Source organism: Bifidobacterium sp. CP2 (assembly GCF_018555635.1).
In the GTDB taxonomy this organism is placed as follows: domain Bacteria; phylum Actinomycetota; class Actinomycetes; order Actinomycetales; family Bifidobacteriaceae; genus Bifidobacterium; species Bifidobacterium saguinibicoloris.
In genome coordinates this window covers 75,177-97,267 of record NZ_JAFEJX010000008.1, presented here as the reverse complement: position 1 = coordinate 97,267, position 22,091 = coordinate 75,177, and the positions used below count along the sequence as shown (strand labels likewise).

The following is a 22,091-nucleotide window of genomic DNA, read 5'->3' as shown; positions in this document are numbered from 1 at the left end:
CCGCCGCCACCGGCATTCCGCCGCAGCGGCCGTCGCACGGGCCGCCGCCACGCATTCCAAGCATTGAGGAGACATGATGACCGACCCCACGATGGGTGAGTTCCACTTCGATTTCCAGAACAAGAACCCGCAGGACAAGACCGGGCAGGATGACCCGCAGGCCACGCAGGCGTTCACGCCCGATTGGCAGCAGTCCGCGGGAGCCGGTGCCGCCGCGCCGCAGCCACCGGTGATGCCGGCCGTCCAGCCTACGCCCATCGCGCCGGCCGCCGGCACGGATCCGCAGGCCACGCAGGCATTCACCCCGCAGTTCGACGTGTCGTTCGACATGCCCGGCGCCGTGTCCGCGCAGTCGCCTTTCGTCTCCTCCCCCGTCACGCCGGTCACTCCCGTCACGCCGGTCACTCCCGTTGCTCCGTCGACGCCCGTCGTGCCGACGTCGATGACCGCTCCGACCGCTCCCGCTCCGGCCTCCCTGCCCACGCCGTCGCTGCCGCCGGTGCCGCTGCCCACGCCGCAGGAACGGCAGGAGCAGGCCACGCAGGCCGTGCCGTCGGTCCCGCAGCCGGCCACCGACCCCGGCCAGGAGACCCAGGCGTTCGTGCCGGACTTCGTCCAGGCGGTGAACGACGCCGCACAACGGCAGGCCGCGCAGCCCACGCAGGCCATCACGCCGACGCCCGCCGCGGAACAGCCCACGCAGGCGTTCACCCCGGCCGACCAGCCCACCATGGCGTTCACGCCGGCGCAGACGCCGCAGCAGCCCCAGGCCGCACCGGCCGCCGGCCCCCAGCCGGGCGAGACTGTCGTCTTCAGCCCGCTGGAAGGTGCCACCACCGCCATGCCCACCGCCGTCGAACCGGCGGAGCCCGCCGCCAGCGAGGCGGCCACCCAGGTGTTCCAGCCGGGCATGATGGATCGGATCGCGGCGGAGAACGCGGCGAAGCCGGTCTCCATGCCGCCGTCCATCGCCCCGGAGGACTTCTACGAGGACGATGACTCCGCCAACAACGGCGACGACGACGGACGCGACGGCGCCGAAGGCAACGGCAAGGGCGGCGGCAAGCGCAAGCTTTCCAAGGGACAGATCGCCGGCATCGTGGCGGCGGTCATCGTCGTCATCGCGCTCATCGTGGGCGGCGTCCTCTGGTTCCGCTCCAACAGCGGCGACCTGACGGTCGCGGTGTGCAACAGCGCGAAGTCGAAGTACGAGAAGTCGTCCAAGGCGCTGACGGACGAGGCGGCGAAAGCCAAGCAGACCGCCGACGGCACCACGTCCACGCAGGTGAGCGACGTGAACACGCTCACCACCCTCAACCAGGCCATCACCGACGCGGGCTCCATCACCACGGACGCCAGCTGCAGCGCCGACATGAGCCAGTCGGACCTCAAGACGAACGTGCAGAAGTTCAAGGACGCCAAGAAGCAGGCCGACGACCAGCTCGATACCCTCAAGCAGGCCGAAAGCGCGGTGACCAAGAGCAAGACCACCAAGACCACCGATTCGCTGAAGAACGACCTCAACAGCACGATCTCCAGCGCGCAGAACCTGCTCACCTCCTCCGACGGCCAGGTGCAGGACGACAGCACGCGCACCGCGCTGCAGACCGCCATCACCAATGCGAACAACGTGGTGAACAACTCGAAGTCGTCCGACGACGACATCACCAACGCCAAGACGCAGCTGCAGACCGCCATCGACAACGTGAACAACTCCATCACCGCCAAGCAGGAAGCGGACAAGCAGGCCGAACTGCAGCGCCAGCAGGAGGAGGAGCAGCGCCGCCAGCAGGAGGAGCAGCAACAGCAGGACAGCCAGGACCAGTCCGGCGACGGCACTTCGGACGGCACCGCGGACAACGGCGGCGGCACCACCTACAGCGACGGCCAGTGAGCCGGCGTTGACGCGGGTGGGCGGCCTGCGCGGGCAACTGCCCACCCGCGCAGGCCGCATCGCGTCGGACCACGCGAACCGCAATCGCACGCACAGACCGCACGCACAGACCGCACGCACAGCGTGCATGCCAACGAACGCGCATACGAAAAGGGGGAGGTCCCATACGGCACACGCCGTATGGGACCTCCCCCTTATGCGATGGCCCTACCGCCGGGCGCTCACTTGCGCGCCATCGCCCGCAGCACGCACTTGCGCAGCTCGGAGGCGACGAGCACGAACGCGGCCAGGCCGATGCATTCGAGCCATGCCATCGGCGAGAGCGGGGTCGTGCCGAACGCGCCGTTGAGGAACGGCACGTAGATCACGACGAGCTGCAGCACCACGGACAGGCCGATCGCACCCCACAGCCACTTGTTCGAGAACAGGCCCACGAACGCGGACTGCGCGTGGGAGCGGGAGGCGATCGCGTTGAACAGCTGGGCGAACACGAGGATGGTGAAGCCCATCGTGCGGGCCTCGACCATCTGCGCCTCATGGCCGAGCGCGTCGACGGAACGGTCGGTGAACAGGCCTCCGGCCAGGTGCATGTCCATACCGATGAGCGTGACGGCGGCCATGATGACGCCGATGTAGATGATGTCGCCCCACATCGAGGCGTCGATGACGCGGTCGGTGACCTTGCGCGGGCCGCGGTTCATCACGTCCTCGGTCTGCGGGTCGACGCCCATCGCGAGCGCCGGGGCGGCGTCGGTGAGCAGGTTGATCCACAGCAGCTGGGTGGCGAGCAGCGGCACGGTGACGCCCTGCGTGCCCGGCTGGGTGATGCCGAGGAAGCCGGCGAGCACCACGCCGAAGAACACGGTGAACACCTCGCCCACGTTGCTCGAGAGCAGGTAGCGCAGGAACTTGCGGATGTTGTCGAAGATCACGCGGCCTTCGCGCACGGCGGCCACGATGGTGGAGAAGTTGTCGTCGGCGAGAATCATCTTCGCGCTCTGCTTGGTGACCTCAGTGCCGGTGATGCCCATCGCGACGCCGATGTCGGCGGTCTTGACGGCCGGGGCGTCGTTGACGCCGTCGCCGGTCATCGCGACGATGTTGCCCTGACGCTGCAGCGATTCGACGATGCGCAGCTTGTGTTCCGGCGCCACGCGCGCGTACACGGACACCTCGGAGGTGGCCTTGTCGAACGCCTTCGTGCCCTTGCCGTCGCCGGTCGCGGCGTCGCGGGCGGCGAGCTCGTCGAGCTGGTCGCCGGTGAGGGCCTTGCCGCCCTTCTCGATGATGCCGAGGTCGGAGGCGATGCGGGCCGCGGTGAGCGGGTGGTCGCCGGTGATCATGACGGCGCGAATGCCGGCGCGGTGCGCTTCGGCCACGGAGTCGCGCACCTCGGTGCGCGGCGGGTCGATGATGCCGACCATACCGGTCCAGATGAGGTCCGTCTCGATGGCGTCCGATTGGTCCGCGATGTCGGTGACCTGGCCGGCGGCGTTCGACTGGATGCCGTCCACTTCGGACAGGTTGGCGGTGCCGAGCGGACGGTACGCCTCGCCCAGCGTGCGGTACGCCTCGGAGGAGAGGCGTTCGACGGTGGCGAGGATGGTCTGCCGGTCGCCTTCGGTGAGCGGACGCACCTGTCCGCCGACGGCGATGCGCGAGCAGTAGCCGAGCAGCACGTCCGGCGCGCCCTTGGCGAATACGGTGAGCTTGCCGCCTTCGGTGGCGTCCTTCGCGATGATCGACATGCGCTTGCGCTCCGACGTGAACGGCACTTCGGCGACGCGCGCGAACTGTTCGTAGCCCTTCATCGCGCCGGTTTTGCGGGCGGCGACGATGAGGGACACCTCGGTGGGGTCGCCGACGATCTCCCACGTGCCGTGCTCCTCGCGCAGGTCGCCGTCGTTCGCGAGCGTGCCGACGGCGAGCGTCGCGAGCGCCTCGGCCTTGAGGGCCGGGCTGTCGGCGAGCGGGGAGCCGTCCGCGGCGACCATCTTGCCTTCCGGCGCGTAGCCGGTGCCGGTGATCTGCACTTCGCCGCTCGGGGTGACGACGCGTTCGACGGTCATCTCGTTGCGGGTGAGCGTGCCGGTCTTGTCGGAGCAGATGACGGACGCGGAACCGAGCGTCTCGACGGAGTGCAGCTTCTTGACGATGGCGTTGTGCATGGCCATGCGCTGCACGCCGAGCGCGAGCACGACGGTGAGGATGGCGGCCAGGCCCTCGGGCACGGCGGCCACGGCGAGGGAGACGGCGAGCAGCAGGGAGTCGATGACGTCCTGCGTGGAGTGGAAGCCCTCGAGGACCGCGAGCGCGGCGAGCACGACGGCCGCGATGATGCACACGGCGATGCCGAGGATCTTGGAGACGTAGTCCATCTCTTTCTGCAGCGGCGTCTGCTCGTCGTCGGTGGCGGACAGGAGGTCGGCGATCTTGCCGACCTGCGTGTTCATGCCGGTGCCGGTGACGATGGCGCGGCCGGTGCCCTGCGTGACGGACGTGCCGTTGAAGATCATGTTGGTGCGGTCGCCCAGCGCCTTGGCTTCGGGCAGCGTGTCCGGCTTCTTGCCGACCGGCACGGATTCGCCGGTGAGGCTCGCCTCCGCGATGCGCAGGCTTGCGGCGGAGACGAGTCGGCCGTCGGCGGAGACGGAGTCGCCCTCCGCGAGCACGATGATGTCGCCGGGGACGACCTCGGCGGTGTTGATGCGCACGACCTTGCCGTCGCGCAGGACGGACGTCTGCGGCGCGGTCATCTGGGCGAGCGCCTCGACGGCGGCCTCGGCCTTCGCCTCCTGGATGTAGCCGAGCACGGCGTTGACGATGAGGATGAGGACGATGACGAGGGCGTCGAACGGGAGCGGCTCGCCGCCCTCGGCGCCCGCGTGGCCGCGCTCGATGAACCACGCGATCACGGAAATGACGGTGGCGGCGAGCAGCAGGTAGACGAGCGGGTCCTGGAACTGGGCCAGGAACTTCTTCCACTTGGGCACGGGCGGCGCGCTGGCCAGCTCGTTGGGGCCGAACTTCTCGAGTCGGCGCTTGGCCTCGGCCGAGCTCAGGCCCTTCGCCGGGTCCACATCCAGCGCCTTGGCGACCGCGGCCGCGTCGGTCAGGCTCGGGTCGATGTCGTTGAGCAGCGCCTGCTGGGCGCGGGTTTCCTCTGATATGGCGCTCTCGTTCGTTGCGAGCGCTGCGGATTGATCCTTCTGATCAACCATGGTGTTCTCCTTGGTATAGCCGCGGAGTAGTCAGCCCGCCCCTCGCCTGCCGGTTGTCTCTCCGGTGCGCGACGGACTGCGCGGTTATGGGCACCGGCGCGACTGCCGCCGATGCATACGGTTGCCATTATTCCACATGGTCGATTCCCACCGGCGAAACATGGCGGGCCGCGTTGTCGAATAAGCCGCCGGACGGTCGCCGAATCAACCGCCGGGCGACCGGCCCGCACCCCGCGTTCCCCGTATGTTCCCTTAGGTTGGGCCTTGTGAGACAATGGCCCTTATGGTTACGAAGAAAGGACCGACCAAGGGGTCGGGTGGCAAGCATCGCAACGCGCTCCGCGGCAGGGGACCGACGCCCAAGGCCGAGGACCGCGTCTACCACAAGGCGTACGCGGCGAAGAAGGCGGCGGAACGCCGCAGGATGGCCGATCCGCGGCTGGCGGCCCGCCGTCGCGTCGACAAGTTCGCCTCGGCGGACACCACTGATCTGGTGTTCGGCCGCAACTCCGTGCTCGAGGCGCTGCGCGTGGGCGTGCCCAGCTCCACGCTGTACGTGCTCTCCCGCATCGAGCATGACGACCGCACGCGCGAGATCGTGAAGCTCGCCGGCACGCACAACGTGCACATGCTCGAGGCCGATCGCCTGGAGATGGACCGCATCGCTCGCTCCGGCAACCATCAGGGTGTGATCCTCAAGGTGGAGCCGTACCAGTACGCCTCGCTCGCCGAGCTGGCGGATCGTGCGGACCGCAGGTCGAAGGCCATGGAGGCCGCGAACTCCGAAGCCGCGCGTCTCGCCGCGCGTCCGCTGTTCATCGCGTTGGACGGCGTCACCGACCCGCAGAACCTCGGCGCGGTGATCCGTTCCGCGGCCGCGTTCGGCGCGAACGGCGTCATCCTGCCGGAGCGTCGTTCCGCCTCGGTGAACGCGGCGGCGTGGAAGGTGTCGGCCGGAGCGGCCGCGCACCTGCCGGTGTGCCGCGTGGTGAACCTCACGAAGGCCATCGAAAGCCTCAAGGAACGCGGCTACTACGCGGTGGCGCTGGACGGCGGCGGCAGCAGCCTTGTCGGCGGGACCGGCTTCGAGACCGACCCGCTGGTGGTCGTGCTCGGATCGGAAGGCAAGGGCGTGAGCCGTCTCGTGCGCGAGACGTGCGACGCCGTCGCCGGCATCCCGATCTCCAGCCAGGTCGAATCACTCAACGCATCCGTGGCGGCGGGCATCAGCCTGTACGCCGTGGCCGAGGCCCGACGCAAGGCCATCGCCGCAGCGAAGGCACAGGAGCAGCGGTCCTGACCCCACCGCACGGCCGGTCCGCGCACATGGAGGCGCGCGGACCGGCCGCGATGCGCTGAGGCATCGGACATCACAGAACACAGCAGTAACGAAAAACCGGAAGTGTAAGGATCGGCAATGCAATCCGCAATGAATCTTTCACAGTTGGACCCTCGCGCGGCGAAGGCCACGTCGGTGCAGGCCGCGGACGAATCGGCCGCCACGGCGGAGCCGCAGGCGTTGAAGATCACCGCAGCCAGCTCGAACCCGAAGATGTTCACGCTGCCGTGGCACAAGCCGCTGGCCACCTGGCCGGACGAGCTGCTCGCCAACCTGCCGCGAGGCATCTCCCGCCACGTGGTGCGCTTCGTGCACGTGGGCGACGAGGTGTACGCGATGAAGGAGATCACCCGTCAGATGGCCGAGCGCGAGTACGAGATCCTGCGCCGCCTGCAGAAGCTCGAACTGCCGGCCGTCCGCCCGATCGCCGTGGTGACGGGCCGCCACAGCAAGGAGGGCGAGCCGCTCGAGGCGATCCTGGTGACCAAGCACCTCAAGTTCTCGCTGCCGTACCGCGCCCTGTTCGCGCGCAACCTGCAGAACGACACCGCCGAACGTCTCATCGACGCGCTGGCCGTGCTGCTGGTGCGCCTGCACCTGGCCGGCTTCTACTGGGGCGACGTGTCCCTGTCGAACGTGCTGTTCCTGCGCGACGCCGACGCGTTCTCCGCGTTCCTCGTGGACGCCGAGACCGGCGACCTGCAGGTCAACCTCACCAACGGCCAGCGCGAGTACGATATCGACCTGGCGCGCACGAACATCATCGGCGAACTCATGGATCTGAGCTCCGGCAAGCTGCTGCCCGGCGACGTGGACGAGATCGAGGTGGGCAACCGCCTGGTGGAGCGCTACCACTCGCTGTGGAGCGCCCTGACCGACACCGACAAGTTCGGCCCGGACGAGATGTGGAAGATCGAGAAGCGCGTCAACAAGCTCAACGAGCTCGGCTTCGACGTGGACGAGCTGGAGATGAAGACCGAGGAGGGCGGCAAGCGCGTGCTGGTCCGTCCGCGCGTGGTCGACGCCGGCTACGCGAACCGCAAGCTGCTGCGCCTCACCGGCCTCGACGTGCAGGAGAACCAGGCGCGTCGCCTGCTCAACGACCTCGACGCCTACCGCGCCTCCACGTGGCGTGACGGCGAGGATCTGGAGATCGTGGCGACCGATTGGATGCGCGAGGTGTTCGAGCCGACCGTGCGTTCGATTCCGGCGAAGTACCGTTCGCAGATCGAGCCGGCGCAGTTCTTCCACGAGGTGCTCACCCACCGCTGGTTCCTCGCGGAGAAGGCCGGCCATGACGTGCCGATGAGCGAGGCCGTGACCAGCTACATCCAGGACGTGCTGCCGAAGCAGATGCTCGACAAGAAGGACATCGACACGCTGCTCGAGGAGGCGGATTCCGGCGTCATCGACGACGAGTCCACCTACTACGACAACGATGACGACGGCTACAATCCGGACTTCGATCCGGACGCGGCCGTCTGGGCGCACTGACGATCCGGTCTCGGCCGCGGTCCAGCCGCGCATGTCCCGCTGACGAAGGGCCCCGGCCGGACCGACCATAGCGAAGACCCCCGTGACGACGTCACGGGGGTCTTCGCATACGCATGCGCATCGGAGCCGCACGCATGACGTGTATACAAACGACGTGCATACAAAAGAAGCCCCGCGACAGAGCGGGGCTTCTCCAACGAGACGATTAGAGAGGAAGAGAGACGTCTCGTTTAATGGTTGACCGGGCCAACAACCGTCCGGCCAAGTGTTATCAGTTCAGACGCAGCTCGGTCGACGGAGCGAACAGGTGCATCTTGGCCGGGTCGATCTTGATCTTGACGGTCTGGCCGACCTTCGGCAGCGCACGCGGGTTCACACGGACCGTGGTGAGCTTGTTCTGGTCGGACATGACCTGGGCTTCCTCGGCGGCGGAGCCATCGGTGATGATGTTGCCGTAGATGTAGCCGTCGGAGCCGAGATCCTCGACGTTCACGACCTTCAGGGAGAAGGCGTTGGGGTCGTCGGACGGGGCCAGGGAGGCGTCCTCCGGACGGAAGCCGACGACGATCTTGCCGCCGTCCTCCGGGGTGAGCTTGTTGACGGCCTCGGCCGGCAGGTCCACGGTGTCCTCACCGATCTGGGCCTTGCCGTTGACGACCGGGTGGACGTTGATGTTCATGGACGGGGAGCCGATGAAGCCGGCGACGAAGACGTTGGCCGGGCGATCGTACAGCTCGGTCGGGGCGCCGACCTGCTGCAGGATGCCGAGCTTGATGACGGCGATGCGGTCGCCCATCGTCAGAGCCTCGGTCTGGTCGTGGGTCACGTACAGGGTGGTGACGCCCAGCTGACGCTGGAGGGCGGCGATCTGCGTACGGGTCTGGACACGGAGCTTGGCGTCGAGGTTGGACAGCGGCTCATCCATGAGGAAGACCTTCGGCTTACGCACGATGGCGCGGCCCATGGCGACACGCTGACGCTGGCCACCGGAGAGGGCCTTCGGCTTGCGGTCGAGGTACTCGGTGAGGTCGAGGATCTTGGCGGCCTCTTCGACGCGCTTGCGGATCTCCTCCTTCGGGGTGCCGGCGATCTTCAGGGCGAAGCCCATGTTGTCGGCCACGGTCATGTGCGGGTACAGCGCGTAGTTCTGGAACACCATGGCGATGTCGCGGTCCTTCGGCTGCATGGTGGTGACGTCCTTATCACCGATGAGGATGCGGCCCTTGTTGACCTCTTCGAGGCCGGCCAGCATGCGCAGCGTGGTGGACTTACCACAGCCGGAGGGGCCGACGAGGACGAGGAACTCGCCATCCTTGATATCAAGGTTCAGATCATCCACGGAGGGCTTGTCGTTGCCCGGGTAGATACGAGTGACGTGGTCGAAAATGACTTCAGCCATGGTTTGTTCATCCTTTCAGAGGCAGGTACGTGCCTCACGATCCGTTGTAAAGGGATTACTGCTTTGTGTTTCTTTACTGTGCTTTGATTCGTTCGTCGCCCTCGACCGCATCGCTGCAATCTCCGACAACCCGCAAACCTCGGCGTTTACTTATCGGATTCCGCACATCACTGCTCGGAATCTGTGGAACACTATACACGAATGTCGCCGCCCGTCAAAGAAAGCGCTTTCGCTGGGCGTTTCGTGTCACTCCGTCGCGTTGTCCCGACGGACTTCCACACGCTCGGAGCCCTTCTCGCGCATGGCCTCCTGCATGGCGCCGACCCACTGGACGCGCATCTGGCGCCAATCCTCGCGCATGTCGTGGAAGAGGTCCGCCAGACCGGGGTGGGCGTCGGCGGCCCGCTCGTCGGACCCCTTGGACACGGCGAGCCGCAGCAGCCCCAGCAGGTCGCGCAGCGTGTCCGGGATCGTCTCGTCGCCGTCGCCATGCTCCACGTCCCGGCGCAGGCCCTCGATGCGCCGACGCATCAGGTCCGCGTCCTCCGGGTCGATCTTGAGCCCGGCGATGAGCGACTGGCGGATGGTCTCGTAGTCGAGGTTGGCGAAGAAGTTGAGCTGCTGGAGCTTCATGAACCCCTTGAGTTCGGGGAACCGGCCGACGACGTACGCCTCGCGGTCGTCGGCGGCCTTCATCCAGTCGCGCATCAGCTGCGGGTCCAGGCCGGCGGTGATCGACCCCTCGCGCATGCGGTAGTGGTACAGCGCCTCGGGGATGCGCACCACGCGTGTGGCGGCGCCGATCACCTCGCAGATGCGCGAGAGATCCTCGATCTTGCGCCCCACGGGGAACGAGAACCCGCTGCCCTGATAGGTGGACGCCGGCGCGAGGAACGCCCAGAAGTAGCCGTCGATCTCGGCCTTGACCTGCATTTTGACGGCCTCGACGGGCGTGAGCACCTGCACGTGCGAGAAGTCGTTGTGCCGGTAGTCGGAGAGCAGCGGCCTGCCGGAATCGGAGATCGTGTCGAACTGGAACATCACCAGGTCGGCGTCGTACTCGCGCATCGCCTTGAGGCAGTCCTCCACGAGGTTCGGGGCGAGGGTGTCGTCGGAATCGGCGAAGTAGATGTACGCGCCGGTCGCCTGGGCGATGCCCGCGTTGCGCGCGTCGGACAGGCCGCCGTTGGCCTTGTGGATGACGCGCACGCGCGGGTCGCGTGCGGCCCACGCGTCGCACATCGCGGGGCATTCGTCGGGCGAGCCGTCGTCGACGAGCAGGATCTCGAGGTTCCGGTACGTCTGCGCCGTGACCGACGCGACGCACGCGTCGAGGTACGCCGCCACCTTGTATACGGGGATGACGACGCTGACCAGCGGTTCGCCGACGGGCGCCGCCGCCGGCGTCACCTCCGGTGCGGCGGACGATGCGGACGGTTCCTGCTGCGACTCACGTTCCATGCGCACCAGCGTAACGCCGTCGGGCGAACGGGACGTGAAGAGGGGAGGCGAACGCGGGCGCGGGCCATGGGCATGCCCATCCCGCATCCGTCACCGTCCCACCACCGTCGGATCCGTGCCACCACCGTCGGATCCGCGCCAACACCGTCGGCGGAAAGCCAACGTCATCTGCGGCCATACACCCGTTGGCACGGAAACGACGCCTACGGAGCCCCCAGCGTCGTTTCCGAGCCAAGATCGGCACGCATACGCCGCTGATGACTTCATCAGCGGCGTCGGCGTGCCACAGAGTGGCCGGAAACGCCGCGCAAACCTCCTAAGCGTCGCTTCCACGCCAGGCTTGGCACGGAAACGACGCCCACAAAGCCCGGGAGCGTAGCGGACGGCACCATGCAACACGCATGGCCGGCGACGACCGGTACATATGCTCCGGCATACCCGGGCCATGGATAGGATGGGTGCCATGAGTGATTTGAGCGCGTTGAACCTCCGTCCGGGCGAGGTGGTGGGCGGCTACACCCTCATCTCCCGGCTGGGTTCCGGCGCGATGGGTTCGGTGTGGCGCGTGCACGACGACGGCGGACAGGTGTATGCGATGAAGATCCTGCGCGATTCGCTGTCCGACGAGGCGTCCGGCGACGGCGCGGACCCCGGCGCGCGGACACCGCAGGACCCGAACCTCAAGGAGAACGTCACCGCGCGCGAGCGCCTGCGCCGCGAGGCGATGGCGCTGAAGCGCGTCGACCATCCCGGCGTGTGCGGCATCGTCGACATGGAGCTCGACGACGCGGTGGCGTTCATCGTCACCGAACTCATCGAAGGCAAGAACCTCAAGGACGACGTGGCCGCGAACGGCAAGTACGTGGGCGACGACCTGGAGCGGCTCGCCCGCAAGCTCATCGACGCGGTGCGCGCCGTGCACGCGGCGGGCATCATCCACCGCGACATCAAGCCGACGAACGTGATGGTGTCCGCGTCCGGCCCGGTGCTCGTCGACTTCGGCATCGCGATGGGCGAAGGCGAAAGCCACGTGACGCGCACCGGCCTGGTGATGGGCACGCCGGGGTTCATCGCCCCGGAGATCATCGACGGCGCCGAATCGAGCGAGGCGACCGACTGGTGGTCGGTCGCCTCGGTGCTCGCGTTCGCCGCCACCGGCGAGCCGGTGTTCGGCACGAAGCCGATGATGGCCGTCCTGGAGCGTGAGGCGTCCGGCAACGCGAATCTCGCCGGCCTGCCGGTGCATACGCTGACCGCGTTCCGCAGCGCCCTCAATCCCGATCCCGCGAAGCGGTGCACGCCCGATCAGCTGCTGCACGCCATCGCGTTGGACGCGCTGATCCCGTTCGCCGCGCTCGACGACGACACGCTCGACAGCACCCTGCCTCATACGACAGGCGACGCCACCGAGGTGATGCGCCCTTTTGACGGCGACGCCACGGCCGTCATGTCCGACGCCCCGTCCGGTCTGTCCGGCACGGCGGCATTGCCCGGCACGCGGATGATGCCGGCGACCGCCGCCACGGCCGTCATACCGCCCGCCGCGTCGGCGCGCGCCGCGTGGCGCGACGGCGACGACTGGGACGCCGTGACGGACGCGACGCGCGCGTTGCGTCCGGACCAGTGCACGGTGGCGTTGGCCAGCGATCCGCTCGACGCCGACGACGCCACGGCCATGCTCGCCGACGATGGGGTACCCGACGTCCCGGCCGTCCTGCCGTCGCGTACCCGGGTGATGCCCGCGATGCGGCATGGCTGGGACGTTCCGGACGGTTCCGGACGGACGGCGGACGAATCGCGTCGCCGGTTGCGACGGCTTGCGGGCACGTCGGACGACGACGGGACGGCGGCCGCCGAAGAGCCGGAGGAGGCGGACGGACCGGAGGAGATGCCGCCCGCCTACGTGCCGTATCGCCCGCAGCAGGAGACGGCATCGGACGGAGGCGTCGGTTCCGCGACCGCCGCGTTGCCGCCGCAGACCCCTGCGACGGACGCCCGTCCGGGCGTCGCGCCCGTGACGGGCACGGTGCCGGCGTTCCTGCGTGAGCCGGCGACGCAGGCGACCGCCGTCATGCCTCCGGCCGGGAACGGCGCGCCCGCCACCATGCCGGTCACGCCGATGCGACCCATGCCGATGCAGTCCGCACCGATGCCGGTCTCGGGATTCCCGCAGCCGCCGCGGATGGGACCGCAGATGGGACCGACGGCGCCCAACCCGGCCGTCGAGGCGCGCATACGCTATCTCCAGCGCGGCAAGGCGCCGCTGTTCGCGTTCACCGTGGTGCCGGCCGTCGCGGCGGTCATCACGCCGACCGCCGGCGTCGTGGCGGCCGCCGTCATCTTCTGGGTGCTGCTCACCATCGGGTGCAGCGCCGACGCGCAGCTCACCCGCGAGGAGCGCCGCGGCGGCGAACGCAGGGGCTCGGACGCGGCCATGCGCGCCGTGCAGATGCCCTGGCATCTGCTCAAGGCGCTGGCCATGGCCGTGGCGCGCACGCTGCTGTTCCTGCTCGTCGACGTGGCCGGCATGACCGCGCTCGTCCTGGTGTTCCAGCTGCCGGTCACGCCCACGCCCACGCCGGGCGGCATCTGGCCGTATCAGGTGCCATGGCCGGTCGAGGGGCCGCTGTCCGCCACGGGCGCGGCACTTGCGTTCATGGCCGCCGCGGCATGGCTCGTCGCCGCGTTCTGGCCGTACACGGCCACGTTGCGGCTCGGTGCCGGCGTGACGCGCGGCAATCCGCCGGTGGCGTAGTTCACCCGGAATTCAACGATGGAGCCCCGTATTGTGCGGGGCTCTGGGCTAGACTGGCGCTCAATGCCCGTCCACGCCCCGCATCGCGGCCGTCTGTGGACCGGGGCTGGTCTTCGGTTTGATATTGGGGAAAGGACACACCACCGATGGCATCGAACGCGAACAAGACGGACAAACGCAAGACGCGCGCCGCGCGCCGCGCGGCCGAGGAGGCCGCCGCGAAGGCGAGGGCGGAGCAGGCGGCGAAGGAACGCCGGCAGCAGACCATCATCGGCGCGATCGTCGTGGCCATCGTGGCCGTCCTGGTGCTCGTCGCCGGCATCGCGCTGTGGAAGGCGCACACCTCGGCCGCCGGCAGCGACATGACCGTCCAGGAGGCGTACGACGCGCTGCAGAAGGTGGAGGACAAGCCGAGCACCGCCGACGACAAGGGCGGCGTCATCCTGTCCAAGGACGGCGTGGGCAAGACCGTGGACGACGCCCCCACCGTGGCCGTCTACATGGACTTCATGTGCTCCGGCTGCGGCAACTTCGAACGCACCGCGGGCGAGACGATCACCAAGCTGGTCGAGGCCGGCCAGATCAACCTGGAGCTGCACCCGATGTCGTTCGGCGACCGCTGGAGCTCCGACGAGTACTCGACGCGCGCCGCCAACATGCTGCTGTCCATCACCGAGCAGGACAAGGACGCCAGCCACATCCTCGGCTTCATCACGAACATGTACGCCGAGGACTTCCAGCCGGCCGAGAACTCCGGCAAGAAGACCTCCGACGACCAGATGAAGAAGCAGGCCGTCAACGCGGGCGTGGCGCAGAAGGTGGCCGATGCCGCCGTGACCGACAAGTACACCAAGTGGCTGGACGCCATCGACACGTACACGCCGAAGCGCACCGAGCTGGCGAACGTCTCCGGCCAGCTCAAGGGCTCGATGACCACGCCGACGGTCACCATCAACGGCCACTTCTGGGACATGAACCAGCTCTCCACCGCCTCGCTGACGGCGGACAAGGGCCTGGTGGAGGCCCTGGGCCTCACCGATGACCAGGTGGGCCAGAAGGGCACGCTGCCGTCCATCGGCGCCAGCGGCAAACCGATCTCCCTCACCACCGGCAAGTGACGTCGTCATGGGCCGCCCGCTCGGGCGGCCCATGGTGTATGCTGGTCTCCCGCGCGTGTGCCGCGAAGGGCAACACGCGCATGCCTCTTTAGCTCAGATGGCCAGAGCGGCCGCCTTGTAAGCGGCAGGTCGTCGGTTCGATCCCGACAAGAGGCTCGTCGTGTTCAGGGATGGCGTATACTAGTTGTGCGCCGGGGGCGCGATACAGACTTAACACGGGTAAGCGTCTAGGAGCCTTCCCCCGATTTTGGTTCCCTAGACAGGGCAGGAGTGTCCCCCAACCAACTCCTGTCCCGGTTACAGGGGGCGGGAACTTCCCCTTCTCTCCCGCCCCCTTTTTCTTTTTCTTTGCACTTGTTGCGCTACGATGGCACCGGTATGCCCGGTCGCGCCAACGCGCCGAATTCCGGGCGGGAAAGAGGTATGACTATGGCACGGCGATGGACCCCGCAACGATTCGTGATGTTGCGCCGTATCCGTGTGGCCGTGTGCGTGGTGGCGGTGGTCGCCGCCTCGGCCGCGGGCTTCGGATTCTCCACCCGCAAGGCGGTGGCGCTGGACGTGAACGGCAAGACCACCACCGTCGAGACCTACGCGATGACCGTGGACCGTCTGCTCGAGGAGCAGGGCGTCGACGTGAAGACGCACGACGTGGTGAAGTCCTCCTCCGGCAGCACGCTGACGGACCATGCGGTGGTGAGCGTGCGCAGCGCCTATCAGACCACGGTGAACGTGGACGGCGAGGAGATTCCGTTCTGGACCGTGGCGGACAGCGCCGACCAGCTCATCGGCTTCTTCAAGGCGAACGAGAAGCAGGCGCAGCAGGTCACCGTCAACATCGACAACATCTACAACCAGCTCACCGGCGGCCTGGTCATCAACAAGGAGGGCCCGGTGACGGTGATCGCCGATGGCAAGACCTCCGTGGCCCCGAACGGCAAGCTGCCGGCCGCGTCCATCCTCGATTCCAAGGGCATCAACGTGGGCAAGGAGGACCGCGTCAGCGTCACCGAGGACGGCGGCAAGACCATCCTGCGCGTGCAGCGCGTGACCCACGGCCAGGAGACCCGCGTCAAGACGGTGCCGTACGGCACGCAGACCGTCATCGACTCCTCCCTGGATCCGGGGCAGACGGTCATCCAGCAGGAGGGCCAGAACGGCGAGATCACGCAGGTGTACGACGTGACGTACGTGGACGGCGTGGCGGAGAGCGAGACGCTCGTCAGCGAGACCACCACGAAGATCGCGCTCGACAGGATCGTGGCCGTCGGCCCGGAGAAGGTCGAGGACCCGCAGGACACCAGCAACGGCCAGGCGGACGCCGGCAAGAACGATTCGAAGAACGACGACTCCGACTCGTCCAAGAACGACAAGACGGACAAGAACGACTCCGGCAAGGACGATTCCAAGAACGACTCCGGATCGAACAACTCGGGCAACTCCTCGAACTCCGGTTCGAACAATTCCGGCAACTCGGGCAACTCCAACAACTCCGGCAACTCCAATTCCGGCAACTCGAACAAGCCCAACAACTCCGGCAACTCCTCTAATTCCAACAACTCGGGCAACTCCAATTCCGGCAATTCCGGCAACTCCGGCAACTCCGGCAACTCGGGATCCTCGTCCAACTCCGGCGGCGGCCGCCTGTGGCACCCCACCGTGGCGCAGGCGCAGACCTACGCGGCCGCGGCCGCCGCGCAGCGCGGATGGACCGGCACCGAGTGGGACACGCTCGTGTGGCTGTGGAACAAGGAATCCGGCTGGCTGTGGTACGCCGACAACCCCTGGTCCGACGCCTACGGCATCCCGCAGGCCCTCCCCGGCTCCAAGATGGGCACCGGCTGGAAGGACGACGGCGCCGTCCAGATCGACTGGGGCCTGAGCTACATCGCGCAGCGCTACGGCTCCCCCACCAAGGCGAAGACCTGGTGGCTCGCCCACAACTGGTACTGATCGGCGGAGCGTTCCGCGCGCCATCGCACGAACCGGCATCGCCACCACCCATCGCAGACCATCGCAGACCCCAACGCATACCCATCGCAATCGCGGAAGGTGATATGAACACCACGACATCGACACGTCACGCATCCGAGGAACCGGACTCCCCCGCTGCAACCGCCGCAACCGCCGCAACCGGACACCTGCTCGGCGCGGCCGACATCCGCCGCATCGCCGCGGAGGCGGGCGTCAGCCCCACGAAGAAGTTCGGACAGAACTTCGTCATCGACCCGGGCACGGTGCGCCGCATCGTGCGCGAGGCGCACGTCGACGCCGACACGCACGTGCTCGAAGTCGGGCCCGGACTGGGCTCCCTCACGCTGGCCATCCTGGAGACCGGCGCGCGCATGACGGCCGTGGAGATCGACCCGCCGCTGGCGGAACGCCTGCCGCAGACCGTCGCCGAATTCATGCCGGAGGCGTCCGGACGTCTCGCCATCGTGAACCGCGACGCCCTCACCGTCTCCCCGGAGAACCTGACGGACTTCGCCGACGGCGAGCCGTTCACGCTCGTCGCGAACCTGCCGTACAACGTGGCCACGCCGATCATCCTCACCCTGCTGGAACGCTTCCCGAACCTCGAATCGTTCCTCGTCATGGTGCAGAAGGAGGTGGCGGACCGTCTCGTCGCCACGCCCGGCAGCAAGATCTACGGCACCCCCAGCGTCAAGCTCGCCTGGTACGGCGAATCGAGCCGCGCCGGCGTCATCGGACGCAACGTGTTCTGGCCCGCGCCGAACGTCGATTCCGCGCTCGTCGCCTTCCATCGCACGCACACGGACGACGGCGCCGACGACGTGGCGCTGCGTCGCGAGACGTTCCGTCTCATCGACGCCGCGTTCGGGCAGCGGCGCAAGACGCTGCACGCGGCGCTGAAGAAGACGGTGCCCGCCGGCGCGTTCGAGACGGCCGGCATCGACCCAACCCGCCGCGGCGAGACGCTCACCATCGGCGAGTTCACCGCGTTGGCCAAGGCGTGCCTCGCGCAGGCGGCCGACGACGACGCAGACACCGCCGCGGGCGCCACGGCCGACGACGGCGAGGTGACGGCATGACCTCCGCCGTCGCGTCGCCTGCGAATCTCGCCGCCGCGAACGGGCCGCTCGGGACGGCGGGAACGGCCGACGCGCCGCGCGGACGCCGGAACCACGACGCCCTTCCCGTGTCCGTCAGCGTGGACTGCCCGGCGAAGACGAACCTCACGCTGGAGGTGGGCCCCGCCCACGAGCAATGGGGCGGCCGCCACGAGCTCGACACCATCTACTGCGCGCTGGGCCTGACCGACACGGTCACCGCCGGCGCAAAACCGGCCGGATCCGGGTTCTCGCTGGACCTCGCCGGCAGGCATCTGGGCGATCTGGCGTCCGGCGCCGCCGACATGCGCCGCAACCACGCGGTGCTCGCCCTGTTCGCGATGGCCGAGGAGGCCGGACGCACGCCGGACGTGGCGCTGTCCATCGACAAGCGCATCCCCGTGGGGGCCGGTCTGGCGGGCGGCTCCGCCGACGCCGCGGCCACGATTCTCGCGCTCAACGTGCTGTGGGGGCTCGACTGGCCGGTGGCGCGCCTGCGCAAGGTGGCGGCCACGCTTGGCGCGGACATGCCGTTCTGCGTGGCGGGAGGCTACGCGCGCGGCACCGGCTACGGCGAGATCATCACGCCCATCGAGGAGGGCTCCGACATGGACCGCGCGCTGCGGGCCGAAGGCTACTGCGGCGGCGTGCTCGTCGGCGCCTATCAGGCGCAGCTGAGCACGCCGAAGGTGTATGCGGCCTTCGACCGCGTCGGCGCCGGGGACGGCCACCGCAACCATCTGCAGCGGGCCGCGGTGGAGCTGCATCCGCGCAGCGGCACGGCCGTGGACGAGGCGCTGCGGGCGGGCGCGCGGCACGCGTTCGTCTCCGGATCGGGCCCTTCGGTGGTGGCGTTCGTCCCCACCGAGCAGGTCCGGGAGCGGGTGGCCGAGACGTGGCGGCGCAGCGGCGCGGTGGACCGCATCATCGCCGCCGAAGCGCCTGCGAAGCCGCTCATCCGGCCGCATTACGCCTCCATGGACTCCGCGGGCAGCGTCACGGTTGCACGCTAAGGTATTGACAGCACAGCGAACGAAAGGGTAAAGCGCATGGCGGAACAGTATGACGAGCGCGAGGCACGCAAGGCGTATGTACGACGCCGTCAGCAGATCGTGTTCTCCATCACGGCGGCGATCCTCGTGGTGGCGCTTGTCGTGTCCTTCCTGTTCTACTTCAGGATCATCGACGTGGACGAGCAGGTCAAGAAGGAGGAGAAGCCCAACTACGGCGTGGCCGTGGCGTGCGCCGCGAAAAACGAGGACGGCAGTGCCATGGCGTGGGCCGAGCCCGCCACCGTGCCGGTGCGCGTGCTCAACGGCACCAGCTCGATGGGTCTGGCCGGCGCGGTGAAGGAGGCGCTCACGGACCGTCAGTTCAACGTGGTCCTGGCCGACAACTTCACCTCCACGAAGGTGCGGCGCACCACCATCTACTACGGCGTGAACGCCATCAACCCGGCATACACGCTCAACTCCTACTTCACGGACGCGGTCATGGTGATGGACGACCGCCAGGACCGTCTGGTGGATGTGGTGATCGGCGCCACGTTCAACGATTTCAAGACCGACGCGCAGCTCAAGAAGCGCGGTTCGACCATCAAGGACTTCGAGGGCTGCAAGAGCGCCGAGGCCATGCAGAAGGCCGGCCTGCCGAAGGCCGTCAAGCACACCGAGGTCAACTGACGCGGCGTTCGGCGGGTACGCACGCGCGCACGGCCGCCGAGCGAATCCGATGACGATATGACGAAGCCCGGAACCATTGAGGTTCCGGGCTTCGTCATATCGTCGGCGCCGCGTGGGACTCAGTTCTGCGTGTCCGGTGCAGGCTGTGCGTCTGGTGCGCCCGGTGCGGGCTGTTCGGGCTGCGCGGCCGTTTCGGCCGATTCTGCGGATTCGGCCGCTTCACCAGATTCACCCGTTTCGGCCGTCAGCCCATGCTCCCCCGCCCAGCGCCGCAGCTCGGCCACGGCCACATCGTGCTCCACCGGGCCGTTGTCCAAACGGTATTCGAGCATGTGCCGGTACGCGCGGCCCACCTCGGGTCCGGGGGCCAGTCCGAGGATCTCCATGATTTCGTTGCCGTCCACGTCGGGACGGATCGCGTCGAAGTCCTCCTTCTCCTTGAGCTCCTTGACGCGCGCCTCCATCTCGTCCATCGCGGTGGCGAAGATGTGCGCCTTGCGGCGGTTCTGCGTGGTGGCGTCGGCGCGGGTGAGGCGGTTGAGCCGCTCGTAGAGGTGTCCGGCGTCCTTGACGTAGCGGCGGACGGCGGAGTCGGTCCACGGCTCGTCCACGTAGCCGTGGAAGCGCAGGTGCAGGTTCACCAGTTCGCTCACGTCCTCGACGATGTGGTGGTCGAAGCGCAGCGCCTTGAGGCGCTTGCGCGTGAGTTTCGCGCCGACGGCGTCGTGGTGGTGGAAGCTCACCTTGCCGCCGGGTTCGAAGCGTCGGGTCTTCGGCTTGCCGACGTCGTGCATGATGGCGGCGAGGCGCAGCGTCAGGTCGGGCCGCGGCACCGGTCCGTCGTCGCCGGTTTCGAGGGCGACGGCACGGTCGAGCACGATCATCGTGTGCTCGAACACGTCCTTGTGACGGTGGTGTTCGTCGATCTGCAGTTCCAGCGCGGGGATCTCGGGCAGGACGATGTCGGCCAGGCCGGATTCGACGAGCGCTTCGACGCCGTCGCGCGGCCGGTCGCTGAGGAGCAGTTTGGTGAGTTCGTCGCGCACGCGTTCCGCGGAGACGATGCCGATGCGTTCGGTCATGTCGCTGATCGCCTCGGCGGTCTCGGGCGCGATGCGGAAGCCGAGCTGGGCCACGAACCGCACGGCGCGCATCATGCGCAGCGGGTCGTCGTCGAACGACTGCCGCGGGTCCACGGGCGTGCGCAGGATGCCCTTCGCGAGGTCGTTGGCGCCGCCGAACGGGTCGACGAACTCGAGGTCGGGCACGCGCAGCGCCATCGCGTTGACGGTGAAGTCGCGACGGGACAGGTCGCCTTCCAACGTGTCGCCGTAGGCGACCTCCGGCTTGCGGGAGTCGGGATCGTACGTGTCGGAACGGTAGGTGGTGACCTCCACCTTCACTTCGGTGCCGTCGGGACGCCGGCGCATCGCGCCGAGCGTGCCGAACTTGCGTCCCATGTCCCAGAAGCCGTCGTGGCCGAAGCGCCGCAGGATCGGCTCGAACTGTTCCGGACGGGCCGACGTGCAGAAGTCGAGGTCGTGGCTGCGGCGGTGCAGCAGCAGATCGCGCACCGGACCGCCGACCAACGCCAGCTCGTATCCTTCGGCGGCGAACATGCGCCCCAGTTCCATGGCTTCAGGCCATACTTCGAAATTCACGACAACCCTTTCGGACCGTTTCCTCTTGCCGCTACCAGCATACCGTCACTCGACATGCACACAGACTTGAGTAAGGTGGAAGGCATGATTACGCCCGCGGACCTAGCGCGCATGCTGAGGCATGCCGACGATGCCGCGGCCAACCGTACCCAAAACGGCTTGGAAGAGGACGTGCTGCTGTACACGTCGGTCTCGTCGCCACGTCCGGATGTGACGGGCGGGGGACGTGCCGCAGCCGTCGACGGGACCGTCGCCGACGACGACTCCGATGACGTCGCACCGGCCGACGACGGCCTTTCCGTTCGTATCGCGGACATCATCGCGGACATGCTGCCGCCGGACGACGGCGACGCCCACATCACCAGCATCGACCGGCGTGACGCCTCCGTCACCTCGGTCGTCACGCCGGCCATCATGGCGGGACCCGCCCAACGCGCGGCCCGCCGCTCCCCCACGCCGGCCATGATGCCGCGCCGCCGCACCTCGGACGGCCCCACCACGTTCGCCTCGCTGGACGCGCAGGAACTGCCGGTGGTGCGCGAATACTCGGCCGGCGGCCTCGTGTTCGACGAGACCGGCCGCGTGGCGATCATCGCCCGCCACTCGCGCAGCGGGCATCTGGAATGGTGCCTGCCGAAGGGCCACATCGAAAAGGGCGAGACGCCGCAGCAGACGGCGGTGCGCGAGGTCCACGAGGAGACCGGCATCCTGGGCGAGGTGGTGGATTCCATCGCCACCATCGACTACTGGTTCACCGGCACCACGCAACGCGTCCACAAACTCGTCCACCATTTCGCGCTCCGGAAGATAGGTGGCGACCTCACCGTGGAAGGCGATCCGGACCACGAGGCGGAGGACGCCATCTGGGTCGATTTCAAGGATCTGGACGACGTGCTCAGCTACCCTAATGAACGCAAGATCGCGTGGCTATACGCCAGGAAACTGAACAGGCAGGCAGACGAGTGAACCGATACGCCCCAGCACGGCGCGCGCACC

At 68.0% G+C, this 22,091-nt stretch carries 14 protein-coding genes and 1 tRNA gene; 11 read left to right on the top strand and 4 right to left on the bottom strand.

Translation table 11 applies throughout. From position 1 onward, the window contains the following. The first annotated feature begins 73 nt into the window (after window positions 1–73). Entirely contained in the window at window positions 74–1,894 is a 1,821-nt protein-coding gene (locus tag JS531_RS07610) for an FIVAR domain-containing protein (RefSeq protein ID WP_214314703.1), read from the top strand. Window positions 1,895–2,115: 221 nt separating this feature from the next. On the opposite strand, the gene JS531_RS07605 is transcribed toward JS531_RS07610, so the two are convergent. After that, the gene (locus JS531_RS07605; RefSeq protein ID WP_214314701.1) at window positions 2,116–5,115 is read right to left on the bottom strand and encodes a cation-translocating P-type ATPase; all 3,000 of its coding nucleotides are present in this window, start codon (window positions 5,113–5,115) and stop codon (window positions 2,116–2,118) included. Window positions 5,116–5,398: 283 nt separating this feature from the next. Here JS531_RS07605 and rlmB point away from each other — a divergent pair, with 283 nt between their 5' ends. Then, a complete protein-coding gene (gene rlmB, locus JS531_RS07600) occupies window positions 5,399–6,415 on the top strand; it encodes a 23S rRNA (guanosine(2251)-2'-O)-methyltransferase RlmB (protein WP_214314699.1) in 1,017 nt (338 codons plus the stop codon). Between the two features lie 129 nt (window positions 6,416–6,544). Beyond that, on the top strand, window positions 6,545–7,948 hold the full coding sequence (locus JS531_RS07595; protein ID WP_214314698.1) for a DUF4032 domain-containing protein: 1,404 nt from the start codon (window positions 6,545–6,547) through the stop codon (window positions 7,946–7,948). 271 nt (window positions 7,949–8,219) lie between these two features. Here JS531_RS07595 and ugpC read toward each other — a convergent pair whose 3' ends face one another. Together ugpC and JS531_RS07585 are read right to left on the bottom strand one after the other, a co-directional pair. Further along, complete coding sequence (gene ugpC / locus JS531_RS07590) at window positions 8,220–9,347, bottom strand: sn-glycerol-3-phosphate ABC transporter ATP-binding protein UgpC (protein WP_214314697.1); 1,128 nt, start codon at window positions 9,345–9,347, stop codon at window positions 8,220–8,222. 246 nt (window positions 9,348–9,593) lie between these two features. Next, the gene (locus tag JS531_RS07585; RefSeq protein ID WP_276313208.1) at window positions 9,594–10,724 is read right to left on the bottom strand and encodes a glycosyltransferase family 2 protein; all 1,131 of its coding nucleotides are present in this window, start codon (window positions 10,722–10,724) and stop codon (window positions 9,594–9,596) included. A 538-nt stretch (window positions 10,725–11,262) separates the two neighbouring features. Between JS531_RS07585 and JS531_RS11125 the strand changes: the two genes are divergently transcribed. The 7 genes from JS531_RS11125 to JS531_RS07550 all read left to right on the top strand — a co-directional run bounded on the left by JS531_RS11125 (window position 11,263) and on the right by JS531_RS07550 (window position 19,434). Beyond that, the gene (locus JS531_RS11125; protein WP_346427770.1) at window positions 11,263–13,563 is read left to right on the top strand and encodes a protein kinase; all 2,301 of its coding nucleotides are present in this window, start codon (window positions 11,263–11,265) and stop codon (window positions 13,561–13,563) included. A gap of 146 nt (window positions 13,564–13,709) precedes the next feature. After that, a complete protein-coding gene (locus tag JS531_RS07575) occupies window positions 13,710–14,681 on the top strand; it encodes a thioredoxin domain-containing protein (protein ID WP_214314695.1) in 972 nt (323 codons plus the stop codon). An 82-nt stretch (window positions 14,682–14,763) separates the two neighbouring features. Continuing rightward, a tRNA-Thr gene (locus JS531_RS07570) sits at window positions 14,764–14,837 on the top strand. A 267-nt stretch (window positions 14,838–15,104) separates the two neighbouring features. Continuing rightward, window positions 15,105–16,634, top strand: coding sequence for a G5 domain-containing protein (locus JS531_RS07565; RefSeq protein WP_214314694.1), 1,530 nt, complete (start codon window positions 15,105–15,107; stop codon window positions 16,632–16,634). Between the two features lie 104 nt (window positions 16,635–16,738). Then, on the top strand, window positions 16,739–17,734 hold the full coding sequence (gene rsmA, locus JS531_RS07560; RefSeq protein WP_214314693.1) for a 16S rRNA (adenine(1518)-N(6)/adenine(1519)-N(6))-dimethyltransferase RsmA: 996 nt from the start codon (window positions 16,739–16,741) through the stop codon (window positions 17,732–17,734). Continuing rightward, window positions 17,731–18,765: a 4-(cytidine 5'-diphospho)-2-C-methyl-D-erythritol kinase gene (locus JS531_RS07555; protein ID WP_214314692.1), complete on the top strand. Its 1,035-nt coding sequence runs from the start codon at window positions 17,731–17,733 to the stop codon at window positions 18,763–18,765. Before rsmA ends, JS531_RS07555 begins: the two co-directional genes overlap by 4 nt. Window positions 18,766–18,801: 36 nt before the next feature. Further along, window positions 18,802–19,434 carry a LytR C-terminal domain-containing protein gene (locus JS531_RS07550; RefSeq protein WP_214314691.1) on the top strand — a complete coding sequence of 211 codons (633 nt, stop codon included), beginning with the start codon at window positions 18,802–18,804 and terminating at the stop codon, window positions 19,432–19,434. Between the two features lie 119 nt (window positions 19,435–19,553). Here the strand turns inward: JS531_RS07550 and JS531_RS07545 are convergent, their stop codons facing one another. Beyond that, the gene (locus JS531_RS07545; RefSeq protein WP_214314690.1) at window positions 19,554–21,095 is read right to left on the bottom strand and encodes a CCA tRNA nucleotidyltransferase; all 1,542 of its coding nucleotides are present in this window, start codon (window positions 21,093–21,095) and stop codon (window positions 19,554–19,556) included. Between the two features lie 84 nt (window positions 21,096–21,179). Between JS531_RS07545 and JS531_RS11265 the strand changes: the two genes are divergently transcribed. After that, on the top strand, window positions 21,180–22,061 hold the full coding sequence (locus tag JS531_RS11265; RefSeq protein WP_214314689.1) for an NUDIX hydrolase: 882 nt from the start codon (window positions 21,180–21,182) through the stop codon (window positions 22,059–22,061). The last annotated feature ends 30 nt before the right edge of the window (window positions 22,062–22,091 follow it).

Coding starts and splice junctions, on each gene's coding strand:
- JS531_RS07610 (WP_214314703.1), top strand. CDS start 74: ATGATGACCGACCCCACGATGGGTGAGTTCCACTTCGATTTCCAGAAC.
- JS531_RS07605 (WP_214314701.1), bottom strand. CDS start 5,115: ATGGTTGATCAGAAGGATCAATCCGCAGCGCTCGCAACGAACGAGAGC.
- rlmB (WP_214314699.1), top strand. CDS start 5,399: ATGGTTACGAAGAAAGGACCGACCAAGGGGTCGGGTGGCAAGCATCGC.
- JS531_RS07595 (WP_214314698.1), top strand. CDS start 6,545: ATGAATCTTTCACAGTTGGACCCTCGCGCGGCGAAGGCCACGTCGGTG.
- ugpC (WP_214314697.1), bottom strand. CDS start 9,347: ATGGCTGAAGTCATTTTCGACCACGTCACTCGTATCTACCCGGGCAAC.
- JS531_RS11125 (WP_346427770.1), top strand. CDS start 11,263: ATGGGTGCCATGAGTGATTTGAGCGCGTTGAACCTCCGTCCGGGCGAG.
- JS531_RS07575 (WP_214314695.1), top strand. CDS start 13,710: ATGGCATCGAACGCGAACAAGACGGACAAACGCAAGACGCGCGCCGCG.
- JS531_RS07565 (WP_214314694.1), top strand. CDS start 15,105: ATGACTATGGCACGGCGATGGACCCCGCAACGATTCGTGATGTTGCGC.
- rsmA (WP_214314693.1), top strand. CDS start 16,739: ATGAACACCACGACATCGACACGTCACGCATCCGAGGAACCGGACTCC.
- JS531_RS07555 (WP_214314692.1), top strand. CDS start 17,731: ATGACCTCCGCCGTCGCGTCGCCTGCGAATCTCGCCGCCGCGAACGGG.
- JS531_RS07550 (WP_214314691.1), top strand. CDS start 18,802: ATGGCGGAACAGTATGACGAGCGCGAGGCACGCAAGGCGTATGTACGA.
- JS531_RS11265 (WP_214314689.1), top strand. CDS start 21,180: ATGATTACGCCCGCGGACCTAGCGCGCATGCTGAGGCATGCCGACGAT.